Source organism: Gramella sp. AN32 (assembly GCF_023718305.1).
Taxonomy (GTDB): Bacteria; Bacteroidota; Bacteroidia; order Flavobacteriales; family Flavobacteriaceae; genus Christiangramia; species Christiangramia antarctica.
The window spans coordinates 166,724-188,731 of sequence record NZ_QEYO01000002.1 but is presented as its reverse complement, the minus strand read 5'-3'; the positions used below and the strand labels follow the sequence as shown (position 1 = coordinate 188,731).

Annotated in this window: 22 protein-coding genes; 4 read left to right on the top strand and 18 right to left on the bottom strand. The window is 37.8% G+C overall.

The window, feature by feature from the left end:
- Positions 1-43: 43 nt before the first annotated feature.
- From atpE to DHD80_RS03320, 7 genes are all read right to left on the bottom strand, one after another.
- Positions 44-229 carry an ATP synthase F0 subunit C gene (atpE, locus tag DHD80_RS03350; protein WP_251739932.1) on the bottom strand — a complete coding sequence of 62 codons (186 nt, stop codon included), beginning with the start codon at positions 227-229 and terminating at the stop codon, positions 44-46.
- A gap of 48 nt (positions 230-277) precedes the next feature.
- A complete protein-coding gene (gene atpB / locus DHD80_RS03345) occupies positions 278-1,390 on the bottom strand; it encodes a F0F1 ATP synthase subunit A (protein WP_251739569.1) in 1,113 nt (370 codons plus the stop codon).
- Between the two features lie 506 nt (positions 1,391-1,896).
- Positions 1,897-2,133, bottom strand: a complete 237-nt coding sequence (locus tag DHD80_RS03340) for an AtpZ/AtpI family protein (RefSeq protein ID WP_251739567.1) — start codon at positions 2,131-2,133, stop codon at positions 1,897-1,899.
- A complete protein-coding gene (locus DHD80_RS03335) occupies positions 2,087-2,503 on the bottom strand; it encodes a polymer-forming cytoskeletal protein (RefSeq protein ID WP_251739566.1) in 417 nt (138 codons plus the stop codon). The genes DHD80_RS03340 and DHD80_RS03335 overlap by 47 nt, the downstream gene beginning before the upstream one ends.
- Before the next feature lie 10 nt (positions 2,504-2,513).
- Positions 2,514-5,054 (bottom strand): hypothetical protein, encoded by a 2,541-nt coding sequence (locus DHD80_RS03330; RefSeq protein WP_251739565.1) that lies wholly within the window; start codon positions 5,052-5,054, stop codon positions 2,514-2,516.
- A gap of 96 nt (positions 5,055-5,150) precedes the next feature.
- Entirely contained in the window at positions 5,151-5,861 is a 711-nt protein-coding gene (locus DHD80_RS03325; protein ID WP_251739564.1) for an ABC transporter ATP-binding protein, read from the bottom strand.
- 3 nt (positions 5,862-5,864) lie between these two features.
- A complete protein-coding gene (locus DHD80_RS03320; protein ID WP_251739562.1) occupies positions 5,865-7,340 on the bottom strand; it encodes a DUF5687 family protein in 1,476 nt (491 codons plus the stop codon).
- A gap of 314 nt (positions 7,341-7,654) precedes the next feature.
- On the opposite strand from DHD80_RS03320, the gene DHD80_RS03315 reads away from it, so the two are divergent.
- Positions 7,655-8,704, top strand: a complete 1,050-nt coding sequence (locus tag DHD80_RS03315) for a ferredoxin--NADP reductase (RefSeq protein ID WP_251739560.1) — start codon at positions 7,655-7,657, stop codon at positions 8,702-8,704.
- Here the strand turns inward: DHD80_RS03315 and DHD80_RS03310 are convergent.
- From DHD80_RS03310 to DHD80_RS03300, 3 genes are all read right to left on the bottom strand, one after another.
- On the bottom strand, positions 8,701-9,774 hold the full coding sequence (locus DHD80_RS03310; RefSeq protein WP_251739559.1) for a glycosyltransferase family 9 protein: 1,074 nt from the start codon (positions 9,772-9,774) through the stop codon (positions 8,701-8,703). The genes DHD80_RS03315 and DHD80_RS03310 overlap by 4 nt on opposite strands.
- A complete protein-coding gene (locus DHD80_RS03305; RefSeq protein WP_251739558.1) occupies positions 9,775-10,383 on the bottom strand; it encodes a DUF4254 domain-containing protein in 609 nt (202 codons plus the stop codon).
- 104 nt (positions 10,384-10,487) lie between these two features.
- Positions 10,488-11,411, bottom strand: coding sequence for a DUF6427 family protein (locus DHD80_RS03300; RefSeq protein ID WP_251739557.1), 924 nt, complete (start codon positions 11,409-11,411; stop codon positions 10,488-10,490).
- Between the two features lie 44 nt (positions 11,412-11,455).
- Between DHD80_RS03300 and DHD80_RS03295 the strand changes: the two genes are divergently transcribed.
- A complete protein-coding gene (locus DHD80_RS03295; protein ID WP_251739556.1) occupies positions 11,456-11,686 on the top strand; it encodes a uracil phosphoribosyltransferase in 231 nt (76 codons plus the stop codon).
- On the opposite strand, the gene purD is transcribed toward DHD80_RS03295, so the two are convergent.
- On the bottom strand, positions 11,678-12,949 hold the full coding sequence (gene purD / locus DHD80_RS03290) for a phosphoribosylamine--glycine ligase (protein WP_251739555.1): 1,272 nt from the start codon (positions 12,947-12,949) through the stop codon (positions 11,678-11,680). The genes DHD80_RS03295 and purD overlap by 9 nt on opposite strands.
- 86 nt (positions 12,950-13,035) lie before the next feature.
- Here purD and DHD80_RS03285 point away from each other — a divergent pair, with 86 nt between their 5' ends.
- Positions 13,036-14,343, top strand: coding sequence for a phenylacetate--CoA ligase family protein (locus tag DHD80_RS03285; RefSeq protein WP_251739554.1), 1,308 nt, complete (start codon positions 13,036-13,038; stop codon positions 14,341-14,343).
- Here DHD80_RS03285 and DHD80_RS03280 read toward each other — a convergent pair.
- The 6 genes from DHD80_RS03280 to DHD80_RS03255 are packed head-to-tail and all read right to left on the bottom strand — an operon-like array spanning position 14,335 to position 20,585.
- Complete coding sequence (locus DHD80_RS03280; RefSeq protein WP_251739553.1) at positions 14,335-15,105, bottom strand: glycosyltransferase family 2 protein; 771 nt, start codon at positions 15,103-15,105, stop codon at positions 14,335-14,337. The two genes, DHD80_RS03285 and DHD80_RS03280, sit on opposite strands and share 9 nt — an antisense overlap.
- Positions 15,106-15,126: 21 nt before the next feature.
- A complete protein-coding gene (rfbD, locus tag DHD80_RS03275) occupies positions 15,127-15,981 on the bottom strand; it encodes a dTDP-4-dehydrorhamnose reductase (protein ID WP_251739551.1) in 855 nt (284 codons plus the stop codon).
- The gene (rfbC, locus tag DHD80_RS03270; protein WP_251739549.1) at positions 15,981-16,523 is read right to left on the bottom strand and encodes a dTDP-4-dehydrorhamnose 3,5-epimerase; all 543 of its coding nucleotides are present in this window, start codon (positions 16,521-16,523) and stop codon (positions 15,981-15,983) included. Before rfbC ends, rfbD begins: the two co-directional genes overlap by 1 nt.
- A 3-nt stretch (positions 16,524-16,526) precedes the next feature.
- Entirely contained in the window at positions 16,527-18,215 is a 1,689-nt protein-coding gene (locus tag DHD80_RS03265) for a hypothetical protein (protein ID WP_251739548.1), read from the bottom strand.
- A 3-nt stretch (positions 18,216-18,218) separates the two neighbouring features.
- Positions 18,219-19,712: a GH3 auxin-responsive promoter family protein gene (locus DHD80_RS03260; RefSeq protein ID WP_251739547.1), complete on the bottom strand. Its 1,494-nt coding sequence runs from the start codon at positions 19,710-19,712 to the stop codon at positions 18,219-18,221.
- A gap of 3 nt (positions 19,713-19,715) precedes the next feature.
- Positions 19,716-20,585 (bottom strand): M23 family metallopeptidase, encoded by an 870-nt coding sequence (locus DHD80_RS03255; RefSeq protein ID WP_251739546.1) that lies wholly within the window; start codon positions 20,583-20,585, stop codon positions 19,716-19,718.
- 160 nt (positions 20,586-20,745) lie between these two features.
- Here DHD80_RS03255 and DHD80_RS03250 point away from each other — a divergent pair, with 160 nt between their 5' ends.
- Positions 20,746-20,955, top strand: a complete 210-nt coding sequence (locus tag DHD80_RS03250) for a twin-arginine translocase TatA/TatE family subunit (RefSeq protein WP_251739545.1) — start codon at positions 20,746-20,748, stop codon at positions 20,953-20,955.
- A 55-nt stretch (positions 20,956-21,010) separates the two neighbouring features.
- On the opposite strand, the gene DHD80_RS03245 is transcribed toward DHD80_RS03250, so the two are convergent.
- Positions 21,011-22,003 carry a DUF4837 family protein gene (locus tag DHD80_RS03245; RefSeq protein WP_251739544.1) on the bottom strand — a complete coding sequence of 331 codons (993 nt, stop codon included), beginning with the start codon at positions 22,001-22,003 and terminating at the stop codon, positions 21,011-21,013.
- Positions 22,004-22,008 lie beyond the last annotated feature (5 nt).

Below are 22,008 nucleotides of genomic sequence, written 5' to 3'. Positions count from 1 at the left end.
AAAAACCTTCTAACCAACCGTTAAAAGGTTTTTTCTTTTTCAATTAAGCGAATAACGCTGCAAAGGCAACACCTTCCAAAAGAGCGGCGATAATAATCATCGCTGTTTGGATTTTTCCTGTTGCTTCCGGCTGACGGGCAATTGCCTCCATTGCGCGACCACCAATCATTCCCAGACCGATACCAGCACCAATGATGATAAGACCTTTACCAATCATACTTACATCCATTGCTTCCATAACTATTTATTAAAAATTAAACTTACTTATTTAAAAAATTTACAATACCGGTATGTCTTCATTATCTGCCGGGTTGTGGTCATCATGTTCTTCTACAGCCATTCCAATATACAATGCGCTTAACAGGGTAAAAATATACGCCTGTAAAAACGCTACTAGCAATTCTATAATCGAAATGAATATGGTGAACCCAAAAAAGGCCGGACCTGCGATCCAGTTTTGGAAAACGAAAATCAATCCCAACAAACTCATAATTACCACGTGACCTGCGGTCATGTTTGCAAAAAGACGAATCATCAATGCAAATGGTTTGGTGAACATTCCCAGGACTTCAATGGGGGCTAAAACAATTTTCATGGGAATGGGTACTCCCGGCATCCAGAAAATATGCTTCCAATAACTCTTATTTCCACTAAACTGAACAATGATAAATGTAATTAAAGCCAAGGCAAAGGTGATGGCGATATTACCGGTTACATTAATTCCCAGCGGAGTCATCCCAATAAGGTTCAGTACCCAGATAAAGAAAAAGACGGTAAGCAAAAAGCTCATGTATTTTCTGTATTTAGGGCCAATATTCGGTTTTGCAATATCATCTCTAACATATATCACCAAAGGCTCTAAAAATCTGCCAAATTTCGTTGGAATATCTTTTTTACCGTAAGCCGAAGCTAAAGCGCTAAACATTAAAAACATCAATAAAGAAACCGCGATCATAGTGACCACATTCTTGGTGATAGAAAAATCTAAAGGTCTTTCATTGGTAGGATATTCAGATTCTTCGGAATAGTTAATGGTCCCGTTAGCGTCTGTTTTATAAATTTTTGAATGGTATAATTTGTAGTGCTGGCCATCGATTTCAACCAGTTCTTCACCGTGATGGAATTTTCCGGAAGAAAATACCTTTAATCCATTATCCCAAAGAATTACCGGTAATGGAAATCCGTAGTGTTCGCCGGCTTCACCGTCTGATAAGAAATTAAAGTAATGAGAATCAGCAAGGTGATGATCAATATATTCTTTTATCTCCTCTTTAGTATCCACTTTTCCTCCTTCTTGCTCACCTTCAGCTTTTTCCTTAGCATTCAAGCTAATAGACAAAAAGGCAATAAAAACAGTAAGATATACTTTGGCGATATTTTTCTTTTTCATTTAAGTCAGAATTTCCAGTCTACTAAAATTCGGTGCAAATGTACATAATTAAATAAAAAAATTGCCCAAGAAATTTTGAATAAGTTTTGAAAAAGAGAATTCCTGAAATTATGCATTATTACTGAAGTCCTGACTGTTCAGAAGCTTTACCAATAAAAAAACTTCGAAAAAAAGACATATAAAAAAAGGAATAAAGAAATGTAAGACCCCAGATTGTTCGAGATCTACTTTAAAAATTTTGAAACTTAGAAGGATAATTCCAACTTTTACCACGCTAAAGGCAAGAAATGCATATCCCGCCTGAGTGGGCGCGATTTTAGAAATAAAAGTAATGGCAAAAAGGAGAATTGCGGTAAGAATAAAATTTAAAACATAGCCAAATTTAATAAGCCTTAAAACTTGGTTCGCTTCGTTAAGACTCTCTGCTAAAAAATAATGAATGTTAAATGAAACTATTATAAAAAATATGAAAGCTAAATAAGTTCTGTATTTCTTAAAGAAAACCACTAATTATTAAGGTCTTTAAGCTGGCGTAATACCAAATAAATAGAAGCCAATAAACCAAAAAGCACAAAACCCAGGGTAAACCAACTGGTTTCATGAGGATATTTTTCATCCAGCTTTTTCCCAATCCATGCGCAAACAAAAATAGTGGCGCCCATTTGAAAAGCGATACCAGATAATTTTGCCCAGTTTTTAAGCGGACTTTTCTTTTCTTCTTTCGGTTTTTGTTCTTTCATCATTTAAGGATTTCACTCCCTGATTTGTCTGGCAGGTTGCATTAAAGTTAGCGCCCGGTTCAATTGAAAGACTTCCTGCGATAACCTCTCCTTCAACTTTTGCGGTGCCGCGCAAAGTTAGCACATTAGTTACTTTGGTGTTCCCCAGAATTTTTCCTTCCACATCTGCATTTTCACATTCCAGGTTGCCTTCAATAAAACCCCCTTCGCCAATGACCACTTTTCCCGGAGTCTTTAAAGATCCTTTTAAGGTTCCTTCTATTCTAAAACATCCTTTTCCGGAAATATCACCAATGATCAAAGTGCCTGCGGCAATGCGATTTTGATTATTGGAATCAGTCGCAATTTTTACTTTTTTTGATTGAGAAAACATAATCTTTTGTTTAGTTCAAATCTAAGAATTCTCTTAAATTTTTCTTAATTTGAACAATCTTATAGTTTTCTGACGATATAACCAAGCTTTTTGTCGATAATTTGTAATTTTTATTGTTCTGTAGCAATTCTGTGAAACCCAAAGCTTTGGACTCATCCTTCAGTCCATGCACCACCACGAAATTTTGATCTATATCATATAAATCAATAGAAACACTCAGGTCATTATAACCCAAATCATAGATTGCTTTTGCAATTATTTGCTTCAACTCTGCGGCTTTTGTTATTTCTTCTGAATCAACCTGATAAACAATTTTATAATTATTCTGAAGGCTGTCTGTATTAAATTCCATTTTCTCCAGGGCAGGAAGGCTTTTATTTAGAATCTCCTGGGCTTTTTGTCCTTCCCTGCTTTGCGGATAGGTAAGTGCAACATAGTTAAGTGCCTGCCTGTAGGCATCCAGGCCGCGCAATCTGGCATTTGCCTGGGCTTTTAATAGTTCCAGTTTAGGAACAATAGGATCGCCGGTTAGCATGGCAATATTGTTGTTTGATTCGCGGACCACCGTCTCATAATCCTGAGCCTCGTATTTTTTATAAAGTTCATTATACACCAAATCGGGACTATTTAGGTCTACTTTAAGGTTCTCCGGATTCTGAATAAAAGTTGCATAACGCGAATCAGGATAGGTGGTTAAAATATCTGCTTTTACCGCTTCCATTTTCGCGGTTAGGCCCTGGGACTGATAAATTTTATAAAGGTTATACTTTGCCGGCAATACCAAACGCTCTTCCGGCTGACTTCCTAATAGAAATTCCAGTCTTTCCGAAGCCAGGTCGTATTCCCCATAATTTTCACTGTAGATCAAACCCAGCTGATAATTTGCCAAATTTCGCTGTGTGGCCAGGCTATCCAGGATAAATGTTTCCGACGGAATTTTATTTACGTAGGTCATTGGGTCATACAAAGGATCATTATCTAAATTGATGTCCATGATCTTCTCCTGGGCATTCACTACTGTTTGTCCTGGTGCACTGGAAGCATATCTCCAATTATCCTGTAATTCCCGTGGTCCCCAAACCCTTAAAAATTCCTGTGCACCTTTGGAAACCCGAATAGGATTATAGAAATAAAAGGTATTGGCCGAATTAGGATCGGCAGGCGGCATGGAATTCGCCTGTGGAAAAGCTGAAGGCCTCCCGATATTTGCGGTATAGGCGGGCAATTCACCTGCTTCCATTTTAGCAACTGCCCTGCTGCGCAAGGTATCTGTATAACTTTGGAAATAGGCCACGCGCTCATCTTCATTCATATTTACAAGCCTAAAAATACTATCGGTTTGTGCAAGGACATTTTCATATTGGATCACCCCTTCCAATTTTTCACGTTTCTTTTTCAGGGAACGATATTCCAAAAGTTCAGGAGACATATAGGTTAAGGTGCTATCGTAATATTTTCCCGCCGCCAGGTAATTGCCCCGGTCAAAATTAATATTTGCCAGTATTTCGTAATTGACAGATTTTAGATAAATATCACTGGAAGGCGCTTTTAGGGAGCGATTATAATAAGAAATAGCTTTTTCAGTAGAATCTATTTTTGCATAATATTCTCCTAACTGAAAATATATTTTATCTAAAAACGGTCGGTTTTCCCGATCTTCTTCCAACTCAGTTAATAGATCGAGTAATTCCTGTTTATTTCCAGATGATAGATCGTAATTTCTGGCCTTTTCCACATAGGCATTGATCATGTAGATGCGGGGAGATTTTCGGTTTAAAGCGATGACCTCATCAAAAGCAGCATTGGCATTCTGCTGCTCCCCTAAGCGGCTATGTAGCTGGCCTAAAATATAAAAATATCTACCCCGTTCATCATTGTCTTTAGTATATTGTGTAGCATCGTAAAGCGGGGCCACCGCACTATCCAGCAAATTCAAATTGATATACGCCTGGGCCAATGTGGAACTGGCATCGGCAATATCCTGGTCTTCCAGCCTTGGAGAATCTAATAATTTCTGAAGGTTTTTAAGCGCAAGCCTGTCGTTTCCTAGTCGTAAATTTGTCTTTTCCCTCCATACTTTTGCGTGTGCGATATTTTCACTCCCGGGATATCGGAATAAAATATAATTAAACGCATCGAGCGCAGGAACAAAACGCTGGTCGAAATACCTGGCCTGCCCCAAAAGCAAATAAGCTTCGTCCATCTGCGGATTTCGCTCTTTTCCTTCGAGTTGCATAGAATGTTTTTGGATCGCTTTTACCGCTTTTCCTTCAGCTCTTCCAAAATTTTGATTTCGCACACTGTCCGGAAGTAGGATGTTTTCATCAATATTCATTCGCTCAATGGGAAGAATATCCCAATAATTATCGGCGTAATTTTGATTGATTTCCTGAATACCCAAATCTAGGGCAAGATGGCCATTATAAAGTGTATTGTATTCCGCAGTGACTGCATGATAATTCCTGCTGAGAAAGGAATTTTTTTTCCTGGAACAACTCAACATTGCTACGGAAAGAAGGCAGATTACAAAAATGCGCGTAATGGTATTCAAATCGAACCGTTTCTTGGTATACTCATTAACTAAGATACCAGTGCTTTAGTATGTAAATGTAAACTTCTTTTTGGAAAAGCCCATAAGCAGAAAATCTTATCCCTCAGCGATTTCTCTGGAAAAATACTCTTCCAGTTCGCGCAGGGTTGCTGCGGAAGTTTGAGTATCACGTACTACCACTCCTTTATCCAAAACAACAATTCGTTCGCAAACTTCGGTCACATGAATTAAATCGTGACTGGAGATCAAAATTGTGGTTTGAGTATTTACTGAAATATCCTTCAGGAGTTTTTTAAGACGTATTTGCGTGGTTGGGTCCAAATTCGCAAAAGGTTCATCCAGAATAACAATTTCAGGATCCCCAATCAATGCGGCGACAATTCCGGCTTTTTTCTGGTTTCCTTTGGAAAGGTCACGCAAATATTTATTTCGGCCTAAAATTTCACCATTAAAAAGATCATTAAATTGTTCTAAAAAAGAATCGATATCGGCCTTATTGCGGTTTCTTAGTTCCCCAATAAAATAGAAATACTCTTCCGGAGTCAAATATCCAATTAAAAAGCTTTCGTCAATGAATGAAGAGGTAAAGGTTTTCCATTCTTCACTTTCGGAAACGGTTACATCTTTATTGAAAATACTGCCAGTAGTTGGCTGAATAAGATCTAAAAGCAGGCTGAAAAACGTGGTTTTCCCCGCACCATTATTTCCCAGAAGTCCAAAACTTTGTCCCTGCGGAATTTCTAAATGTTCTATATCGAGAACTTTTGCACCCCTGTAAGCCTTTGAAAGGTTTGTTACTGTTATCATAATTTATTCTCCTTTTTGTTTGAAACCTTCTATTGTCGCATATTTTCTTTTCTTGTAACAACTCACAAGAAAATTCAATAGAGAAGGTCTTAAAATGAGTCCAATAATTCCAAGTCCTGCCAGGGTTCCCATGGCAATTTCATAACTCACAAATTTATTGATGATCCAGAATAAGAAAATGGGAATGACCATTAAGGGAAGCCCAACCAGCCACTGCGAAGCGCCTGTTCCCTGATAGTTCATAAACGGACTTTTATCTAAATCTATCCTTTTCTTGTTGAAGGAACCTGAATACATCAATATGGGAACATTTACGCCGATATTATAAAGTGCGCAGGCAATATTCAGCAATAAAATATTCATTCCAAAATAAACATAGGGCGTGGAAAGAATGGCTAATACCACCACACTAAAGGTGATAAGTCCCATTTTTGAAGCCAGGTATTGTTTTATTGGAATATTTTGCGACATGATCATGGAATAGTAGGAAGCATCCCAACTGGGTACAAATTGTCCAAAATTGATCATAAAAATCCCGGTGATAAAAATGCCTGCAAAAACATGCATGTTTTCATAAGTATCACTGGTATAGAAAATTAAGCCGTAAGCCAAAAAAATAATTGAGAGAAATATAGTGGTTTTTGGTCTTTTATTTCTCCAAATCAACTTGAGATCCAGTTGTAAAAATGGTGCAATACTTCCAAATTTTCTCGCCCAGGCAAAACTATTAGTATTCGCCTTGACTGCTTTCCCTTTAATTCCCGCGTCCAGGTAGAATTTACCCTGAAGATTCACCTGGTTCCATTTATAAAGCAACACTAATAGAATAACGGGAATGACCGCCAAATAGGGATAGACCAGCAAATAATCCAGCAATTTACCAAAGTAAACACTTATTTGGAAAATATGGAAGTAATCCAAAAGTGCTAATATTATGGCTATGGCTACAACAGGAATCAATGCTTTTAGATTATCTGTAAACTTCTTTTTTATGATAAAATTGAAAAAGTTCACGCAAAGTGTAATCGAAAACATGGCAATGACCCAGCCCAGCATGGCCCAACCACTGTAATCTCCTTTCAGATAAGCTACAATCCCGAAGGGAATGATAAGCAAAATGGGTAGGATATTGTAATAAGAATAAAGGGATTTCTGCAAAACAAAATTTACGACTTTCCGCTTTTTTATGGGCAGGATCATTAGAGGTTTAATGTCCATTACCGGCAGGGTTTGCAGTAAAAACCGAAATATTAATTCCAAAGAAAAATAAACGAGGGCAAACCGGTTTGCGATCTTCATCGGGTCTTCTTCAGGATAAAGTTTTTTCAGCAAGGGAAAAAGAGCAATTCCTAAAATGAGAAACATCCCGATAAAATAGAGCGCCAGGAAGCCCATAAAAATTTTTAGTCCAAGGCTTTTTCCTAAACTGGCAGATCTAAAAAAAGATTTCCATTCTAACCAAAGGAATCTTTTAGTCATAAAAAGGCGATTTTAGTGATTGGTGTTACAAATAAAGCTTTTGTTACAATTTAAGTCTATATCAATTTTGGGTATTCTTTTTCCGGAATTAATTCCCGCTTAGAAGGAATTATAAACAACGAACAATAAGCGAAAATAGCAATACAAAGAAAAATGGAGGAAATTGTTAAACATAACAGCATATTGCCGGATATGGTTGCATCAGATAAATTTATTAACTGCGTGAGCCAAAAAGGGAACTTATGCATCGAAGTTAAGGGAATTTTATAATAAAAATATAATGGACTTTGTATTTTTGCCCACAAATTAAACAGATGAACCAATTTTATCCGCTAAAAATAAAAGAAATAATTCGCGAAACACCGCAAGCGGTTAGTCTATCTTTTGAAATTCCTGAAAATCTTAAGGAAGAATTCAGTTTTGAAGCCGGACAATATATCACCATCAAAGCGAATACGGAAAATGGAGAGATTAGAAGAGCCTATTCTTTATGTTCTGCCCCCGGAGATGAGGATTTCAAAGTAACGGTGAAAGAAGTTGAAGGTGGAACCTTTTCAGTAATTGCCAATAATAAGCTTGTGGCCGGAGATGTTTTAGAGGTTCATCCACCTGAAGGAAAATTCATTTTAAAACCTGAAAATTCCAATAAAAATTATGCTGCCTTTGCTGCCGGAAGCGGAATTACCCCGGTAATGTCTATACTAAAAACGGTTCTATATAAAGAAACCAAGAGCAAATTTGTGCTTGCCTACGGAAATAAATCCCTGGAGGACACCATCTTTTTTAAGGAGCTCCTTGAACTGCAGGCTAAATATCCGGAAAGGCTCTTTGTAGAATTTATTTACAGCCGAACCCGGGAAGAAAATGCTCATTTTGGCAGGATTGAAACCAGTACGATTAATTATATCCTGAAAAACAAGTTTAAAGATCATGATTTCGACCAATATTACTTATGCGGCCCGGAAGCAATGATCAACCATGTTTCCAGTGTTTTAAACGCGAATGGTGTAAAAGATGATCAAATCCTCTTTGAACTTTTTTCCAGCAAAGTCGAAGAAAAGGAAATTGAGGGCGATATCGATGGTAAAACACAGGTGACCCTTATAGTAGATGATGAGGAATTTACCTTTAGCATGGATAGAAAACAGGTAGTTTTAGATGTGGCTTTAGAACAGGACATCGATGTTCCATACTCCTGCCAGGGCGGTATTTGTAGCAGCTGTATGGCCAGGATTACTGAAGGTAAAGCTGAAATGAGTAAAAATCAGATTTTGACTGATGAAGAAATTGAAGAAGGATTTATCTTAACCTGCCAGGCTCATCCAACCACGCCTACTTTAAAAGTTGACTTCGACGACGTTTAAATGAGTTCCAGAATTTTACGGATCACTTTTTCAGGCGGGATACTTCGCATCACATCTTCATAACCTGCCGGCACCTTATTTCCATACACCGAAGTGGGGATTTTAGGATACTGATGCAGATCTGGAAGGATAGAATTTTGCATGGGTTGCCCAAAAGCTGAAAATCCGGTAAAGGGATGGGTCACTCCCCACAACGTAATAACCGGAATCTCGTAAATTGCAGCGAAATGGGCATTGCCACTATCCATTGAGAGCATTCCATCCAGATTGGAGATCACGGTCAATTCTTCCGCCAAACTTAATTTGCCAACCAGGCTCACGCAATGCTGAAATTCTTTTTCCCAATGCGCTAACTGCAATTTTTCCTTCTCTCCGCCTCCAAAAAGCAAAATTTTATAATGGCCGGTTTTATTGATTTCAGCGATTACTTCCTCCATTAAATCAGCAGGATACACTTTGGAATTATGTTGGGCAAAAGGAGCAATTCCCAGCCATTTTTGAGATTGTTTCCCAACGATATCATAGATCTTAGGCAACAATTTTCTTTTTTTTGGCGGTCGATAGTTATTCAGGTCTATAGGATACCCTAAATTTTTAAAAACATCGGCGTATCGCTGGTGGGTGGATTTCAATTGCTGAAAAACCTTGTTATCACTTCGTGTCAACGCCTTCTTTTCAGCCCTTCCTTTATCGATTTGTTTAAAAGGAATGCCGTATAAATAAAAAATGGAGCGCAGGATATTGGTTCGCAATACATCATGAAGATCTGCAACCATATCTATTTCTTCCTCATCCTTTAATTCTTTGGCGAGACTACTTAAGCCCATCACCCCACTATGTACACCATTTATGTCTGCTTCATAAAAATGAACATTGGGAATCTGGCTAAACAGAGGTCTGAAAAATGACCTTGAGGCAACAGTTACTTTAATTTCAGGATAGGTTTGCCTTAAAACGCTCAAAACGGGGACTATCATAGCCACGTCGCCCATAGCCGAAAATCGCAAAACCAAAATATGTGGATGCTTCTTCTGGGATGAATTTGTCTCTATGGAAGCAGCCGTATGCATTTAGCTTTTTTGTCTCAGCACAGGATTCAGTTCGTCATCATTATACATTTTCATCTGTTTATAGACTTTCATGTACTTTTTACCCCCTGCAATATCAGAAAGAAGTTGATCTATCGCTGTTGAAAGATCTACTCTCTGTTCCAAAAGCACATCCAGTTTAGCCTTGCACTTCATCTGGTGCTCCTGTGAAGCATTCTCACGGGTGGATTCCTCAGTCATATGAAAAATTTTTAGCGCCAGAATAGAAAGGCGGTCGATGGCCCAGGCCGGACTTTCAGAATTGATCGTTGCATTAGAGCCGGGATCAATATTCTTATACTTTTCCAGAAAATAACCATCTATATACTCCACCATATCGGTCCGGTCCTGGTTGGAAGCATCGATTTGTCGTTTCAATTTCAGGGCTGCCACAGGATCAATATTCGTATCCCGAATGATGTCTTCATAATGCCATTGTACCGTATCTATCCAGCATTTTCTGTATAAAAGATGTTCAATTAAATTAGAATCCTGGTCGTATGGATTTTCAAATGACTGATTTACATCATCTTTTTCATGATATTTTTTGATCACTTCCTGGAAAATTCGGTTGGCTTTATCTGAAAACATATAATTTTTGATGAAAATTGATTAAAATTTCTTCGGAATTACAATTCCTGAATTGACTTTGCAAAGATATTAATTTTATAAGGAGTGACTTTATTGAATACCCCTTAATCCAGTGCCAGAACTATAAAGGGAAGAACCAGAAAAATTCCCAGAAGAATATTTTTTAAAATCACATTTTTCTTTTTCTCGAAAAAATTGGAAGCTATAATGCTGAAGGGGACCATGAAAAATATAAGTTCACTGCTGTCCTTTGTGGGGGAAAACAATGCAACCGCCATAGCTATAAAAAGGCTGAATAATACCAAATTTAGAACAGGCCTCCGCATGATACTCGCTTTTTGAACCGCCGATACATAATTGATCAGGCTCCATCCCAGGATAAATAAAATCGTTCCCAACGGCACCAATATCCTTAAGGTTTTATAGCCTGAAAAATCAAAATTACTCACCTCATAATAATCAGAAAAAGTATAAAACGAATCGTAGGTAAATAGATGAAAAGTGACCGTAAGGATTGCCACGGCGCCAAAGGCAACAAAAGGAATAAGCCAGTTTTTAAGCGTGGATGAAAAATTTAAAATCGCGAAAAAGATCAGTATAAAAAATAATACAGCCCCAAATTGATATAAAGAGGCAATCGCAATCCAAAAGGATGCATCAAAAATCTTTTTTTGTACATCTTTTTGTGTTCTCATGCTAATAATCCTTCTTAAGGCCAGAAGCAGAAAAAGGTTGGCGATAATAATGGAATCATTTTGGAGCATGGGCCAAAAACAAATGACAGAAATTGCAAAAAGCAGGATTTTAAAAGCGCTCCGCTTAGTAAGTTCATTCTTTTTGGCAATAAAATTCAGCACAAGTAAACTCAGCGTCAAGGCCAAAGCGACTCCTATTTTTTTTAGGATGATAAAGAAACCACCTTCAGCTCCCGGTTCACTAAAACTGGCCGAAATGTAGAAGGTGAGCATCAAAAAAATGATGGCAAAAAGATTTATAGGTTTCGATTTGCTAAAAAAGCTTGTTAGCATTGAGGTTTTTTATATTTTTGTAGGCACAAACAAAGTTTGAGACAATGAAAGATTTTTTTGAAGGGATTGCATGGTTATTTGAAAATATTCTTTTTTACCCTTATGATGCCTTAAGATCGTTAGAATTAGATTCCTGGTTTTTCGCCAATATCGTAAACTGGCTTTTGATGATCATAGGAATTTTAGCTTTTCTTTATTGGATGCGTGAACTTAAAGGGTATAACGATCGCGATGAAGAAAACAGGGATCCATCAGCTCATTCCTTTTTAGGATAAATCAAAACCAATATCTTTTCTAAAATACATCTTATCGAAATGCAATTTATCTGCATTTTGGTAAGATTTTTTTAATGCCTCTTTGTAATCTTTTCCAAAGGAAGTAATCGCAATCACGCGCCCACCGTTGGTTACAATCTTATCTTCTTTCATTCTGGTCCCTGCATGAAATACTATGGAACCTTCAATAGTCTCTATCCCTTCGATTATTTTACCTTTTTCATAAGAACCGGGATAGCCTCCCGAGACAGTCATCACTGTTGTGGCCGCACGTTCATCGATTTCAAGCTTAACCTTATTCAATGTTTTATTCCAGGTGGCTTCCAGAAGATCTATAAGATCGGTTTTGATGCGTGGGAAAACAACTTCAGTTTCAGGATCGCCCATTCTCACATTATATTCAATTACGTAAGGTTCGTCCTGCACTTTTATAATTCCAATAAAGACAAAACCCTTATAATTAATTCCTTCTTCCTTTATTCCATTCACCGTAGGTTTTACAATCCTTTCCTCAATTTTTTGCATCAACTCCACATCTGCAAAAGGAACCGGGGAAACAGCACCCATACCACCGGTGTTTAATCCCTTATCTCCTTCTCCAATGCGTTTATAATCCTTGGCGGTTGGCAATAGTTGATAATTTTCACCATCAGTCAGTACAAAAACACTTAATTCAATTCCGTCGAGGAACTCTTCAATCACCACTTTATCACTCGCACTGCCAAATTTACCAGATAGCATACTTTTCAATTCAATTTTAGCCTGAGAGAGACTGTCTAAAATAAGCACTCCTTTTCCCCCAGCCAATCCATCGGCTTTCAAAACATAGGGCGGATTCAGTTTTTCAAGAAAACTATAGCCGGCCTCCAGACTTTGTAAACTGAAACTTTCATAAGCAGCGGTGGGGATATTGTACAACGCCATAAATTCTTTTGCCCTTTCTTTGCTTCCTTCCAGTAAAGCACCTCTTTTATCGGGACCAATAATCATGATGTCCTTGAGCTTTTCATCCTGGATGAAATAATCTACAATTCCTTTAACCAAAGGATCTTCCGGACCTACTACGATCATGTGCACATTTTTTTCCAGCGCAGTCTTCGCGACCGCTGCAAAATCCATAGGATCCACATCAAGATTTTCCGCAATTTCCCCAGTGCCGGCGTTCCCTGGGGCTACATATAGTTTTTCGCATTTATCACTTCGTACTATATTGTATGCGAAGGTGTGCTCTCTACCTCCGGAGCCCAGGATAAGAATATTCATATAGATTCAATTATAAATTATTGCCTCAAAAATAATTGTTTGTAAATTGAAGCACCAATAAATTTCATAAAAAAGCATATCTGGTCTTGGATTGGTTTAAACTATCGCTACAACTCAATAAATTTCCCATAACCAGGGCAATGAATGTTCTTGATGATATTCAGAAGATTTCTGAGGCTCATTATGCAGAATATCAGGAAAAAAAGAAGCGTGAAATTGTTGAATATCACCTAAAACACAATCTTTTTTATAAAGATTTTTCTGAAATTTCTCAATTTAAGGATTGGGAATCTATTCCGGTAATGTCTAAGGCTGATTTACAACAACCGCTAAAATCAAGACTCAGCAATACTTTTTCAAAAAAGAACGTGTACGTGGGAAAAACCTCCGGCAGCAGTGGGCATCCTTTTATTTTTGCAAAAGATAAATTTGCACATGCCTTAAGCTGGGCTGGCTTTCAGGATAAATATACCTGGTATGATATAGACCTCAATAAATCGCTACAGGCTAGGTTTTATGGTATCCCGTTAGACTTTTATGGCAATATTCAGGAGCGGTTAAAAGATCTTATCAGTTTGCGTAGAAGGTTCAATATTTTCGACCTCAGCGAAGAAAAAATGGAAGCTTTTTTGGAGCGTTTTAAAAAATCTGATTTTGATTACCTGAACGGTTATACCAGCGCCATCGTATTATTTGCCCGTTATGTGGAAGAAAAAGGCATCAAGCTAAAAGAGTTTTGTCCCAGCCTTAAAATTTGTATCGTCACTTCAGAAAGGCTCTTTGAAAAAGACAAGAGGATAATTGAACATGCTTTTGGAGTACCGGTAATTAATGAATACGGGGCGAGTGAAGTTGGTTTGATCGCTTTTGAAAATAAGCAACATCAATGGATAGTGAATTCTGAAGATCTTTATCTGGAAATTTTAGATAAAAATGATCGGGTTTTACCTTTTGGAGAAATGGGGCGTATCGTGATCACTTCGCTTTACAATAAAGCGCATCCCATGATTCGATATGATATTGGGGATACGGGGATGCTTTCCAAAAAAAGTACGGTAAAATGTCCCATTCTTGAAAAACTTATAGGGAGGACCAATGATATCGCCAGGCTTTCCAATGGAAAAGTTGTTCCGGGCCTTGCCTTTTATTACGTGACCAAAACTATCATAGAAGACAATGGAAATATTAAAGAATTCGTCATTATCCAAACGAAAATAGATGAATTTCACATTGAATATGTGAGCAGTAAGCAGCTTTCCAACGAGCAGCGAAAAAAAATTCTGGCTGCTATAGAAACTTATGTTGGAAAGGACCTAAAAATTGTTTTCGAAAGAAAAGATGTGCTTAAACGCAGCCCCAGTGGGAAATTGAAACAGTTCACTTCTTTAATTTAAATCTTTGGTTTGTTTCGGTTTAACGAGTAATTGTTCTTTTAAAAAAATCAACATATAATAAAGACTTCTTATTTTATTGAATTTTAAGACTTTGTGGTAGATATTAAAATTATACTTCAGCATTGGCAGTTTTTTGCTGGAAATTGAACCCTTCCTAACCCGGTAATAAGCAAGGGATTCATTTATACCTAACATAGCTCCCCCCTTTTTGACCACTTCCAGCCACAATCCCCAATCCTGTCTTTTCCGAAGATCTGGCACCGCTATTTTACCCAATTTTTCTACGGAATAGATTCCGGTAAGATTACCCACATAATTTGCCTTCAGTAATTTCTGAAATTCAAGAACAGGAAAGGCTTCTATTTTTTTATTCAATTCTATGCCCTGCTCATCAATCAATTCATAACTGGAAAAACAGGCCGATGCCGAATTTTCATCCATAAAAGCCAACTGTTTCTGAAGCTTTTCCCGCTTCCAAAGATCATCAGCATCGAGAAATGCGATAAAGTTACCCGAAGCGCTTTGAATCGCCTTATTACGCGAAATATGGGTTCCCTGGTTTTGTTTAAGAGAGATCATACTGATTCTATCGTCAAAAAATGCTGAAATAACTTTTTCCGTAGCATCCGTTGAAGCATCGTTTACAATTATAAGCTCCCAATTAGAATAAGATTGATCGATGACCGATTGGATCGCTTCAGCAATAAACGTTTCAGCATTATAAGCTGGCATGATCACCGAAACCAATCCGTACTCTTGCATTATTGCCTTTTATTTAAAAATTCAAGATACTTCTGCAACCAAATCTTTCAAACTTTCCTTCCAGTCTTTGCTTTCATAAGAAAAATTGGTTCTTATTTTATCATTTGAAAGCACACTATAATTAGGCCTTTCCGCAGGAGTTTTATAAAAATCTGATTTTTCCAATTTAATTTTTTCAGCATTTCCTGAAAATTTCAAAATCGCTTCAGCAAAGTCATACCAGGTCGCTTCCCCTTTATTGCTGAAATGATATAAACCAAATTTTTGCTTTTCAGCATTTAAAATCTGCAGGACATAATTGGCCAGGTCATTAGCATTTGTTGGTGTTCCCCTCTGAGAAGTTACAATGTTGAGATCCTGTTTTTCTTCAGCTTTTTTTAGGATGGTTCTAAAAAAATTATGCCCAAATTCTGAATACAACCAGCTCGTCCTGAAAATATAATACTTTTTGCAGACCTGTCTTATATTTTGCTCTCCGGCTAGTTTTGAAGCGCCGTAAACATTGATTGGGTTTACGGGATCTATTTCTTTATAAGGGGTAGTCGCCGTACCATCAAAAACATAATCTGTTGAAAAATGGACTAAAACCGCAGCATGTTTTTTACAAATATCAGCTAAATATTTTGCGGCCAGAGCATTGATATTGAAAGCTAATTCCATGTTTTTTTCAGCTTCATCAACCTTGGTATAAGCGGCACAATTGATACAAACATCAAATTTCCCTTTTTGAAATAACGCCTGAATTTGATCTTTGGAAGTGATATCAAGTTCTCCGGATGTGGCAAAATGATATTCAAAATTCTGAAAATTTACTGCTGCTTTTTTAAAACATTGCCCAAGTTGGCCATTAGCACCGGTGATCAGGATTTTTTTCATTAAAAAATATCTTTCAGGGTGGGGAGGTTTTTGTCTTTTTCAGATAAAATAAGATCTTTTTCAGGAAAATTCCAGTCGATATTCAAATCCGGATCATTATAGATGATGCCTCCTTCTGAACCCGGAACATAATATTGATCACATTTATAGGCAAAAACCGATTTTTCAGAAAGGGTAATAAAACCATGTCCAAAACCCTTCGGAATATATAATTGATAAAGGTTTTGATCATCCAAAATAACAGAAAACGATTGTTTGAAAGTTGATGAATCGGGCCGGAGATCTACCACAATATCCTGTACTTTACCATGAATTACGCGAACAAGTTTGGTTTGTGCATGCTCGCCCTTTTGGTAATGCAGGCCTCTTAAGACCCCGTAGGTTGAAACCGATTGATTATCCTGAACAAATTCTGTATCGATCCTGGTGTGTTCCGCAAATTGTCTCCGGTGATAGGTTTCCAGGAAAATACCGCGGTGATCGTGAAAAATCTCTGGAATTACTAAAAAACAATCCTTTAAGGGAGTTTTTTTAACTTTCATTTTTTAAGAATTAAAGATTTGCTCCAGGATTTTTTCCGTAATCAAATAAGTGGGTTTCACGCCAGAAGTCCCCAAACCACCCGAAGCCAGTGTGCTCCCGGTTTCCAGGGGATTATCTGAAGCGTAATAGGCATACCTAACCTCCACATTTTCATCGATGCTTCCCCTTAATTGCGAAGCCGCCTGTATCGCTTTTTGATAATGCGCGCCTTCCATTTCCAGGCCACAAACATTCCATGTTGAATCATGGAAAAATCTTAAAATATCTTTATTCTGCAGGGAAGTTCCCAAAACAGTGATCATGGCGCCATCTACTACATTAATCCCATGCCCATCGAGGTCTGTCTTTTTTAATTTATTTTCAAAGGGATAATTATCGGCAGTGCCTTCAAAAAGATGGGCGTTAGGGATCATAATATCGCCTTTACCACCTTCCAGAATACCTGCTTTCCCCATGATGGAAATAGATTTCACTTTCATGCGGAATTCATTCCCTTCCATATTTAAAGGCTTCAGCAATTCATCCATAGTTTCATAAGCCTGTTCCCCAAAAGCATAATCCATGACAAGTATAACCGGTTTTTCCTCAGTTTTTCGTTCGTCAAAACCTTCACTCCTAAAACCATCCTTTAAAACAGCGGTATCAAAAATCTGAATATCGATGTTCGTTCCACTTTTATCATCTACGAAATACATGCCGTTATCCAGGGCCACTTTTTGAACCTTTGTACGAAGTGAACCATTTCCACTATCACTTAACTGTTCATACATATCAAGCTCTTTGCTTTTTTTAAGCTCATTTTTTAAAGCATGGGGCGTATATAGCGTGTTCATCACACTGTGCATGTTCGCGCTAATAATATGAAGTGGCCTATCCATCAATTTTAGATCAATTAGCTTCATTTTTATATCATTCGCCCATCGCTCCCCATGAATATGATGGCCTAAACGCTCTCTTAGAACCGGACTAAAAGTAATGATCCTTTTCTCATTTTTAATGGCTTCTTTTAGTGCCATTTTCCCCAGGGAATAGACCAGTTTTAAAAACCGGTCAGGATTATCACTAGTCGAGAATTTTGGATAAATAGTATTGATTTCGTGAAAAGTCCTGCCTAGAATGCTGGCGGTATGGGTTAAAGCAACTTCCCTTTGCGCCTGGCTCATTCCCTCTACAGCCTGTACTGTTGCTTCCAGTTTTTCCCAATCGCGATTTACACTTCCATCTTCATCAATAATAACCCTCTTCATGATCTTGTGGGATTCAATAAACAGAAAGGTTAAATGCGTTAGGATATCATAAATTTCAGAGCGGCCCCTGGTGATTTCAATATTCATTTGCTCATCGTCTATGCGATAACAATTTCTTCTTCTTTTTGGTGGAACTATCGGTTTGAAATGAGAATTCCCGTAACCTTCATCGCTGGTAAGGTTAATAAAACGGCATTCTTCGATGCCAATAGGCAAACGATCTATCACGTATAAAAGTCCTTCGAGTTCAGCTTTATCATCTGCAATCGAACCATAAATTTCCGGGCGTAAAGTAAGTAAGGATTCCCTTAAAGTTTCTCCGGAAATCCCCATAGGTTTGTAAAAACCTCTATTAAAAAGATGTCGCATGGTAATGTACATTCTCTCAATAGCATTGGAGCTTTCCTGAGCGCGGGTTCTCCCCTGTAATTTAAATATTGACATAAATTAAATAATCTCTTTCAGTTTTTCAGCGATAATACGGTCGTTGGAAAGTCTGGGCAGTTTATTCTGTCCGCCAAGTTTGCCAATCGACTTCATATAGCTTTTAAATGTGTTTTTGGGAACTGCGGTGATCTTTAACCGCTGTAAAATATTCCCTTTTATAAGATCCTGATAATAGGAATTTTGTTCCTGAAGCGTCTTATCAATGATCCCCGCAAAGGTATTTAAATCTTTTGGTTCTCTTTCAAACTCGATAAACCATTCGTGATAAGGCAATTCTTCACCTTCAGGATTTATTTGAGGTGCCACGGTAAATTCCCCAATTTCAGCATTGGTTTCTTTTACGGCAGCCTGCAGGGATTCTTCCACTTCTTTCGCAATCACATGTTCCCCAAAAGCTGAAATATAATGTTTGATCCTTCCCGAAACTATTACTTTAAAAGGCTCTACAGAAGTAAATTGAATGGTATCTCCAAGATTGTAAGCCCATAAACCGGCATTTGAGGAAATGATCATCACGTAATTCACCCCAATTTCAACCTTATCCAATAATATCCTTTGCGGTTTTTCTGAAAAGAATTCATCGGCTTTTACAAATTCATAGAAAATACCGGAATTTAGCTGAAGCAACATGCCGTGGTCCTCCTGCTTATCCTGAAATGCAAAGAAACCTTCAGAAGCAGGATATAATTCAATACTAGCTACTTTTCGTCCAATTAAATTTTCAAATCTGCTTCGATAAGGTTCGTAATTCACCCCACCATAAATGAACAGGTTAAAATTTGGAAAAATGTCGCCCACTTTTTTTCCTGTTTTCTCCTTTAGCCTCTCAAAATACATTTGTACCCAGGATGGAATCCCGCTAATAACAGACATATCTTCCTTTGTCGTTTCATCTACAATGGCATCAACTTTTGCTTCCCAATCTTCAATACAATTTGTTTCCCAACTGGGCATCCGGTTTTTTAACAAATAAGCGGGAACATAATGCGCGACAATGCCCGATAACCTTCCCAGTTTTACCCCGTTCTTTTCATGTAATTCCGGGCTTCCCTGTAAAAAGATCATCTTGCCATCTACGAATTCCGACTTTCCGGTATCGTGGATGTAGCACAAAATAGCATTTCTGGCTGCTTCAATGTGCGACGGCATAGAATCTTTGGTAATGGGAATATATTTTGCCCCGCTGGTAGTTCCTGCGGTTTTTGCATAATACAGCGGCTTTCCGGGCCATAAAATATTTTCTTCACCACTCACCATTCGGTCTATGTAATTACGCAGCTCTTCGTAATCCCTAATTGGAACATTTTCAACAAATTTCTGATGTGTGCGTATTTGAGAAAAGTGGTGATCTTTTCCAAACGCAGTATGGGCTGCTTTAGCAATAATTTCCTGAAAAACCTGCTGCTGAGTTTCAATAGGTTTCGAAGCCCAGACATCTATTTTTTTTCTAACTACCGAAGCAAAAATTTTGGCGGCAAATGATTTTAAGGACATAGGTTAATTGAAGTCTATAAATTCTGAAGGATCTACTGGATTCCCCTCGTTCCAAAGTTCAAAATGCAAGTGAGGCCCGGTTGTAAATTCACCGGTATTTCCCGCCGTGGCAATCACTTCCCCCGCACTAACCATTTCACCCTGCGCTTTGGTTAAGGATCCATTATGTTTGTATGCGGAAAGCAGTCCGTAACTGTGCTCTACAATGATGACGTAGCCGGTTTCAGCAGTCCATTCGGCAAAAATAACCCTTCCATCAGCTACAGATTTTACCGGAGCATTCCGGGAAACGACAATATCTACAGCATAATGCTTGTTTTTAATATTATAAGGTTCTGAAATCGTACCCTTAACCGGTGGAAAAAGGGAAAAATCAATATTATCACTCGCGGTGGGTAAGATATTATACTTGTCTTCCTGGGCCACTTCTTCCCTTAATAAACTATCAGCCTTAGACGGATTAATTTGTTGAACTTCTCCACTGGAAATCGTTTCAGTAAGGATGGAGTCACGATTCAATCGATCAACGTCAAATTCACCCATTAAAGCGCTTTTAATGGAGGAAAGGTATTGATCGTTCATCCGGATCACATTTTGCAGGGAATCGCTTTTAAATGCCAGATCTGCCGCCTGTTCCTTTAGTTTAGGGGAGGAATAGCCAGGGATATATTCCCTAAGAGGGGTAAAAGCTATAAAAATGGTTGTAATGGCAATTAAAAAAATCGCTGAAAGACCTACCGCTACAAAAACATTTAAGCGGGTTAATCTAAAAGAAAATCGCTCCTCAAAGGTTTCTTCATTGAGAACGACCATTCGGTATTTATGAAGAAGTTTTTTCGCGAACTTCTTTTTCTCTTTTTTTTCCTGAACCATACGCTAAATTCGTTGCAACAAAGATAAATTAAAATTCTGCCATCCAAACAGGCTCATATTTCGTATATTAGGTATAACATTACAACCCAAGGATTTTATTGTCTTCTTAACGTTTAGATTGATAGATTCTTGTTAAGTTTGTAAATCTAAATCACAAGACATGAATGCATTTATTTTGCCTTTGGCTATAGGAGCTCCCCAAATTATATTAATTGTAGTAGTTATTTTATTACTATTTGGAGGACGTAAAATTCCTGAATTGATGAGAGGGCTTGGAAGTGGAATTAAGGAATTTAAGGATGCTTCTAAAGAAGATGAGAATCCGGAGGTTAATCCTGAAAACAAAAAAGTACCTGAAGAAGGAAAATAATTTCTTCGGAGTTAATCAATAAAAAAGCCCAGCTGATTCAGTTGGGCTTTTATTTTTATTCCAATCTGGCTGACTGGAGTATGGCGTCAAGCTCAAAGATATTATCTCTCTTGGCTCTTGAAGGCAGGAATACAAAGCCTTCCAAAATCAAAAACCGGTTGTTCGCGGTGTCTTTCACGGCATAATTTACAAAAGGCCCTGCCATAAAATCATTTTCAACTTCCCAGGTTCCCCGGGTCTCATAAGCAAAATGCCCATCTATTTTGGTTTCGTATAAATAGGGAGCATAGGCTTTTTCAGTAATCAAATAGGAATTATCCAGCCTTCCCGGCACTTCAGCTTCACCGATAGAATCCCGCATTTTGATTATATTTCCAATTACGCTTGAATCGTTTTCTATCTGGCTAATAGGCACTTCATAAACCAGGATTTCCATGCTGCCTTTAGGGATTTCTTTTCTAATCCAGACAAAAGATTTCTCTTCCTTTGCGAACCTATAGGCTGATGGAAATTTTAAACTCAAATTAAATTTCTTTGAAAGCGTTTTATCTTTCACCAGGGATTTCCCAATTCTTCGCTGCTTTTCCTTTAATTCCGTTTTCCTAATGACCTTAATTATAGAATCTGAATTCTCATTGATAACTTCTACCATTTCCTGCTCTGTTGCACCCATAATCACAATACCAGTTTGAGGCCTTGAGAATTCATCAGTCATTACCTGCATCCCTTTTTGGTTATTTTCTTCAACCTTTAAAAAAATTCGGGTATTTTGTACGAAGCCGTTAAAGGTTTGTGGTGGGATCTGGCTAAGACTATATAAAGGTTCCTCCTGCGGAAGGCCGTCAACCGGAGAGGCGAAATTGGTCCTAATAGCCTCACCAACCGCACCTTCCCACAGATCATTAGTAATTACAACGGTTAATTGATTAATATTACCGGAAGAATCTGAGAGAATCCGATCATCTCGAGATGCGGTATCAGAATTTTTATCATTTTTACAGGAAAATAAAATAATAAGGCTTGCCAGGAAGATCAGGCTACGTTTCATGTTTT

Bases quoted from the DNA above. Each gene is read 5' to 3' on its own strand.
- DHD80_RS03265 (WP_251739548.1), bottom strand. From the start codon at position 18,215: ATGTCAATATTTAAATTACAGGGGAGAACCCGCGCTCAGGAAAGCTCC.
- rfbC (WP_251739549.1), bottom strand. From the start codon at position 16,523: ATGAAAGTTAAAAAAACTCCCTTAAAGGATTGTTTTTTAGTAATTCCA.
- DHD80_RS03245 (WP_251739544.1), bottom strand. From the start codon at position 22,003: ATGAAACGTAGCCTGATCTTCCTGGCAAGCCTTATTATTTTATTTTCC.
- DHD80_RS03305 (WP_251739558.1), bottom strand. From the start codon at position 10,383: ATGTTTTCAGATAAAGCCAACCGAATTTTCCAGGAAGTGATCAAAAAA.
- DHD80_RS03325 (WP_251739564.1), bottom strand. From the start codon at position 5,861: ATGATAACAGTAACAAACCTTTCAAAGGCTTACAGGGGTGCAAAAGTT.
- rfbD (WP_251739551.1), bottom strand. From the start codon at position 15,981: ATGAAAAAAATCCTGATCACCGGTGCTAATGGCCAACTTGGGCAATGT.
- DHD80_RS03315 (WP_251739560.1), top strand. From the start codon at position 7,655: ATGAACCAATTTTATCCGCTAAAAATAAAAGAAATAATTCGCGAAACA.
- DHD80_RS03340 (WP_251739567.1), bottom strand. From the start codon at position 2,133: ATGATGAAAGAACAAAAACCGAAAGAAGAAAAGAAAAGTCCGCTTAAA.
- DHD80_RS03295 (WP_251739556.1), top strand. From the start codon at position 11,456: ATGAAAGATTTTTTTGAAGGGATTGCATGGTTATTTGAAAATATTCTT.
- atpE (WP_251739932.1), bottom strand. From the start codon at position 229: ATGGATGTAAGTATGATTGGTAAAGGTCTTATCATCATTGGTGCTGGT.
- DHD80_RS03260 (WP_251739547.1), bottom strand. From the start codon at position 19,712: ATGTCCTTAAAATCATTTGCCGCCAAAATTTTTGCTTCGGTAGTTAGA.
- DHD80_RS03250 (WP_251739545.1), top strand. From the start codon at position 20,746: ATGAATGCATTTATTTTGCCTTTGGCTATAGGAGCTCCCCAAATTATA.
- DHD80_RS03255 (WP_251739546.1), bottom strand. From the start codon at position 20,585: ATGGTTCAGGAAAAAAAAGAGAAAAAGAAGTTCGCGAAAAAACTTCTT.
- DHD80_RS03280 (WP_251739553.1), bottom strand. From the start codon at position 15,105: ATGCAAGAGTACGGATTGGTTTCGGTGATCATGCCAGCTTATAATGCT.
- DHD80_RS03300 (WP_251739557.1), bottom strand. From the start codon at position 11,411: ATGCTAACAAGCTTTTTTAGCAAATCGAAACCTATAAATCTTTTTGCC.
- DHD80_RS03310 (WP_251739559.1), bottom strand. From the start codon at position 9,774: ATGCATACGGCTGCTTCCATAGAGACAAATTCATCCCAGAAGAAGCAT.
- atpB (WP_251739569.1), bottom strand. From the start codon at position 1,390: ATGAAAAAGAAAAATATCGCCAAAGTATATCTTACTGTTTTTATTGCC.
- DHD80_RS03335 (WP_251739566.1), bottom strand. From the start codon at position 2,503: ATGTTTTCTCAATCAAAAAAAGTAAAAATTGCGACTGATTCCAATAAT.
- purD (WP_251739555.1), bottom strand. From the start codon at position 12,949: ATGAATATTCTTATCCTGGGCTCCGGAGGTAGAGAGCACACCTTCGCA.
- DHD80_RS03320 (WP_251739562.1), bottom strand. From the start codon at position 7,340: ATGACTAAAAGATTCCTTTGGTTAGAATGGAAATCTTTTTTTAGATCT.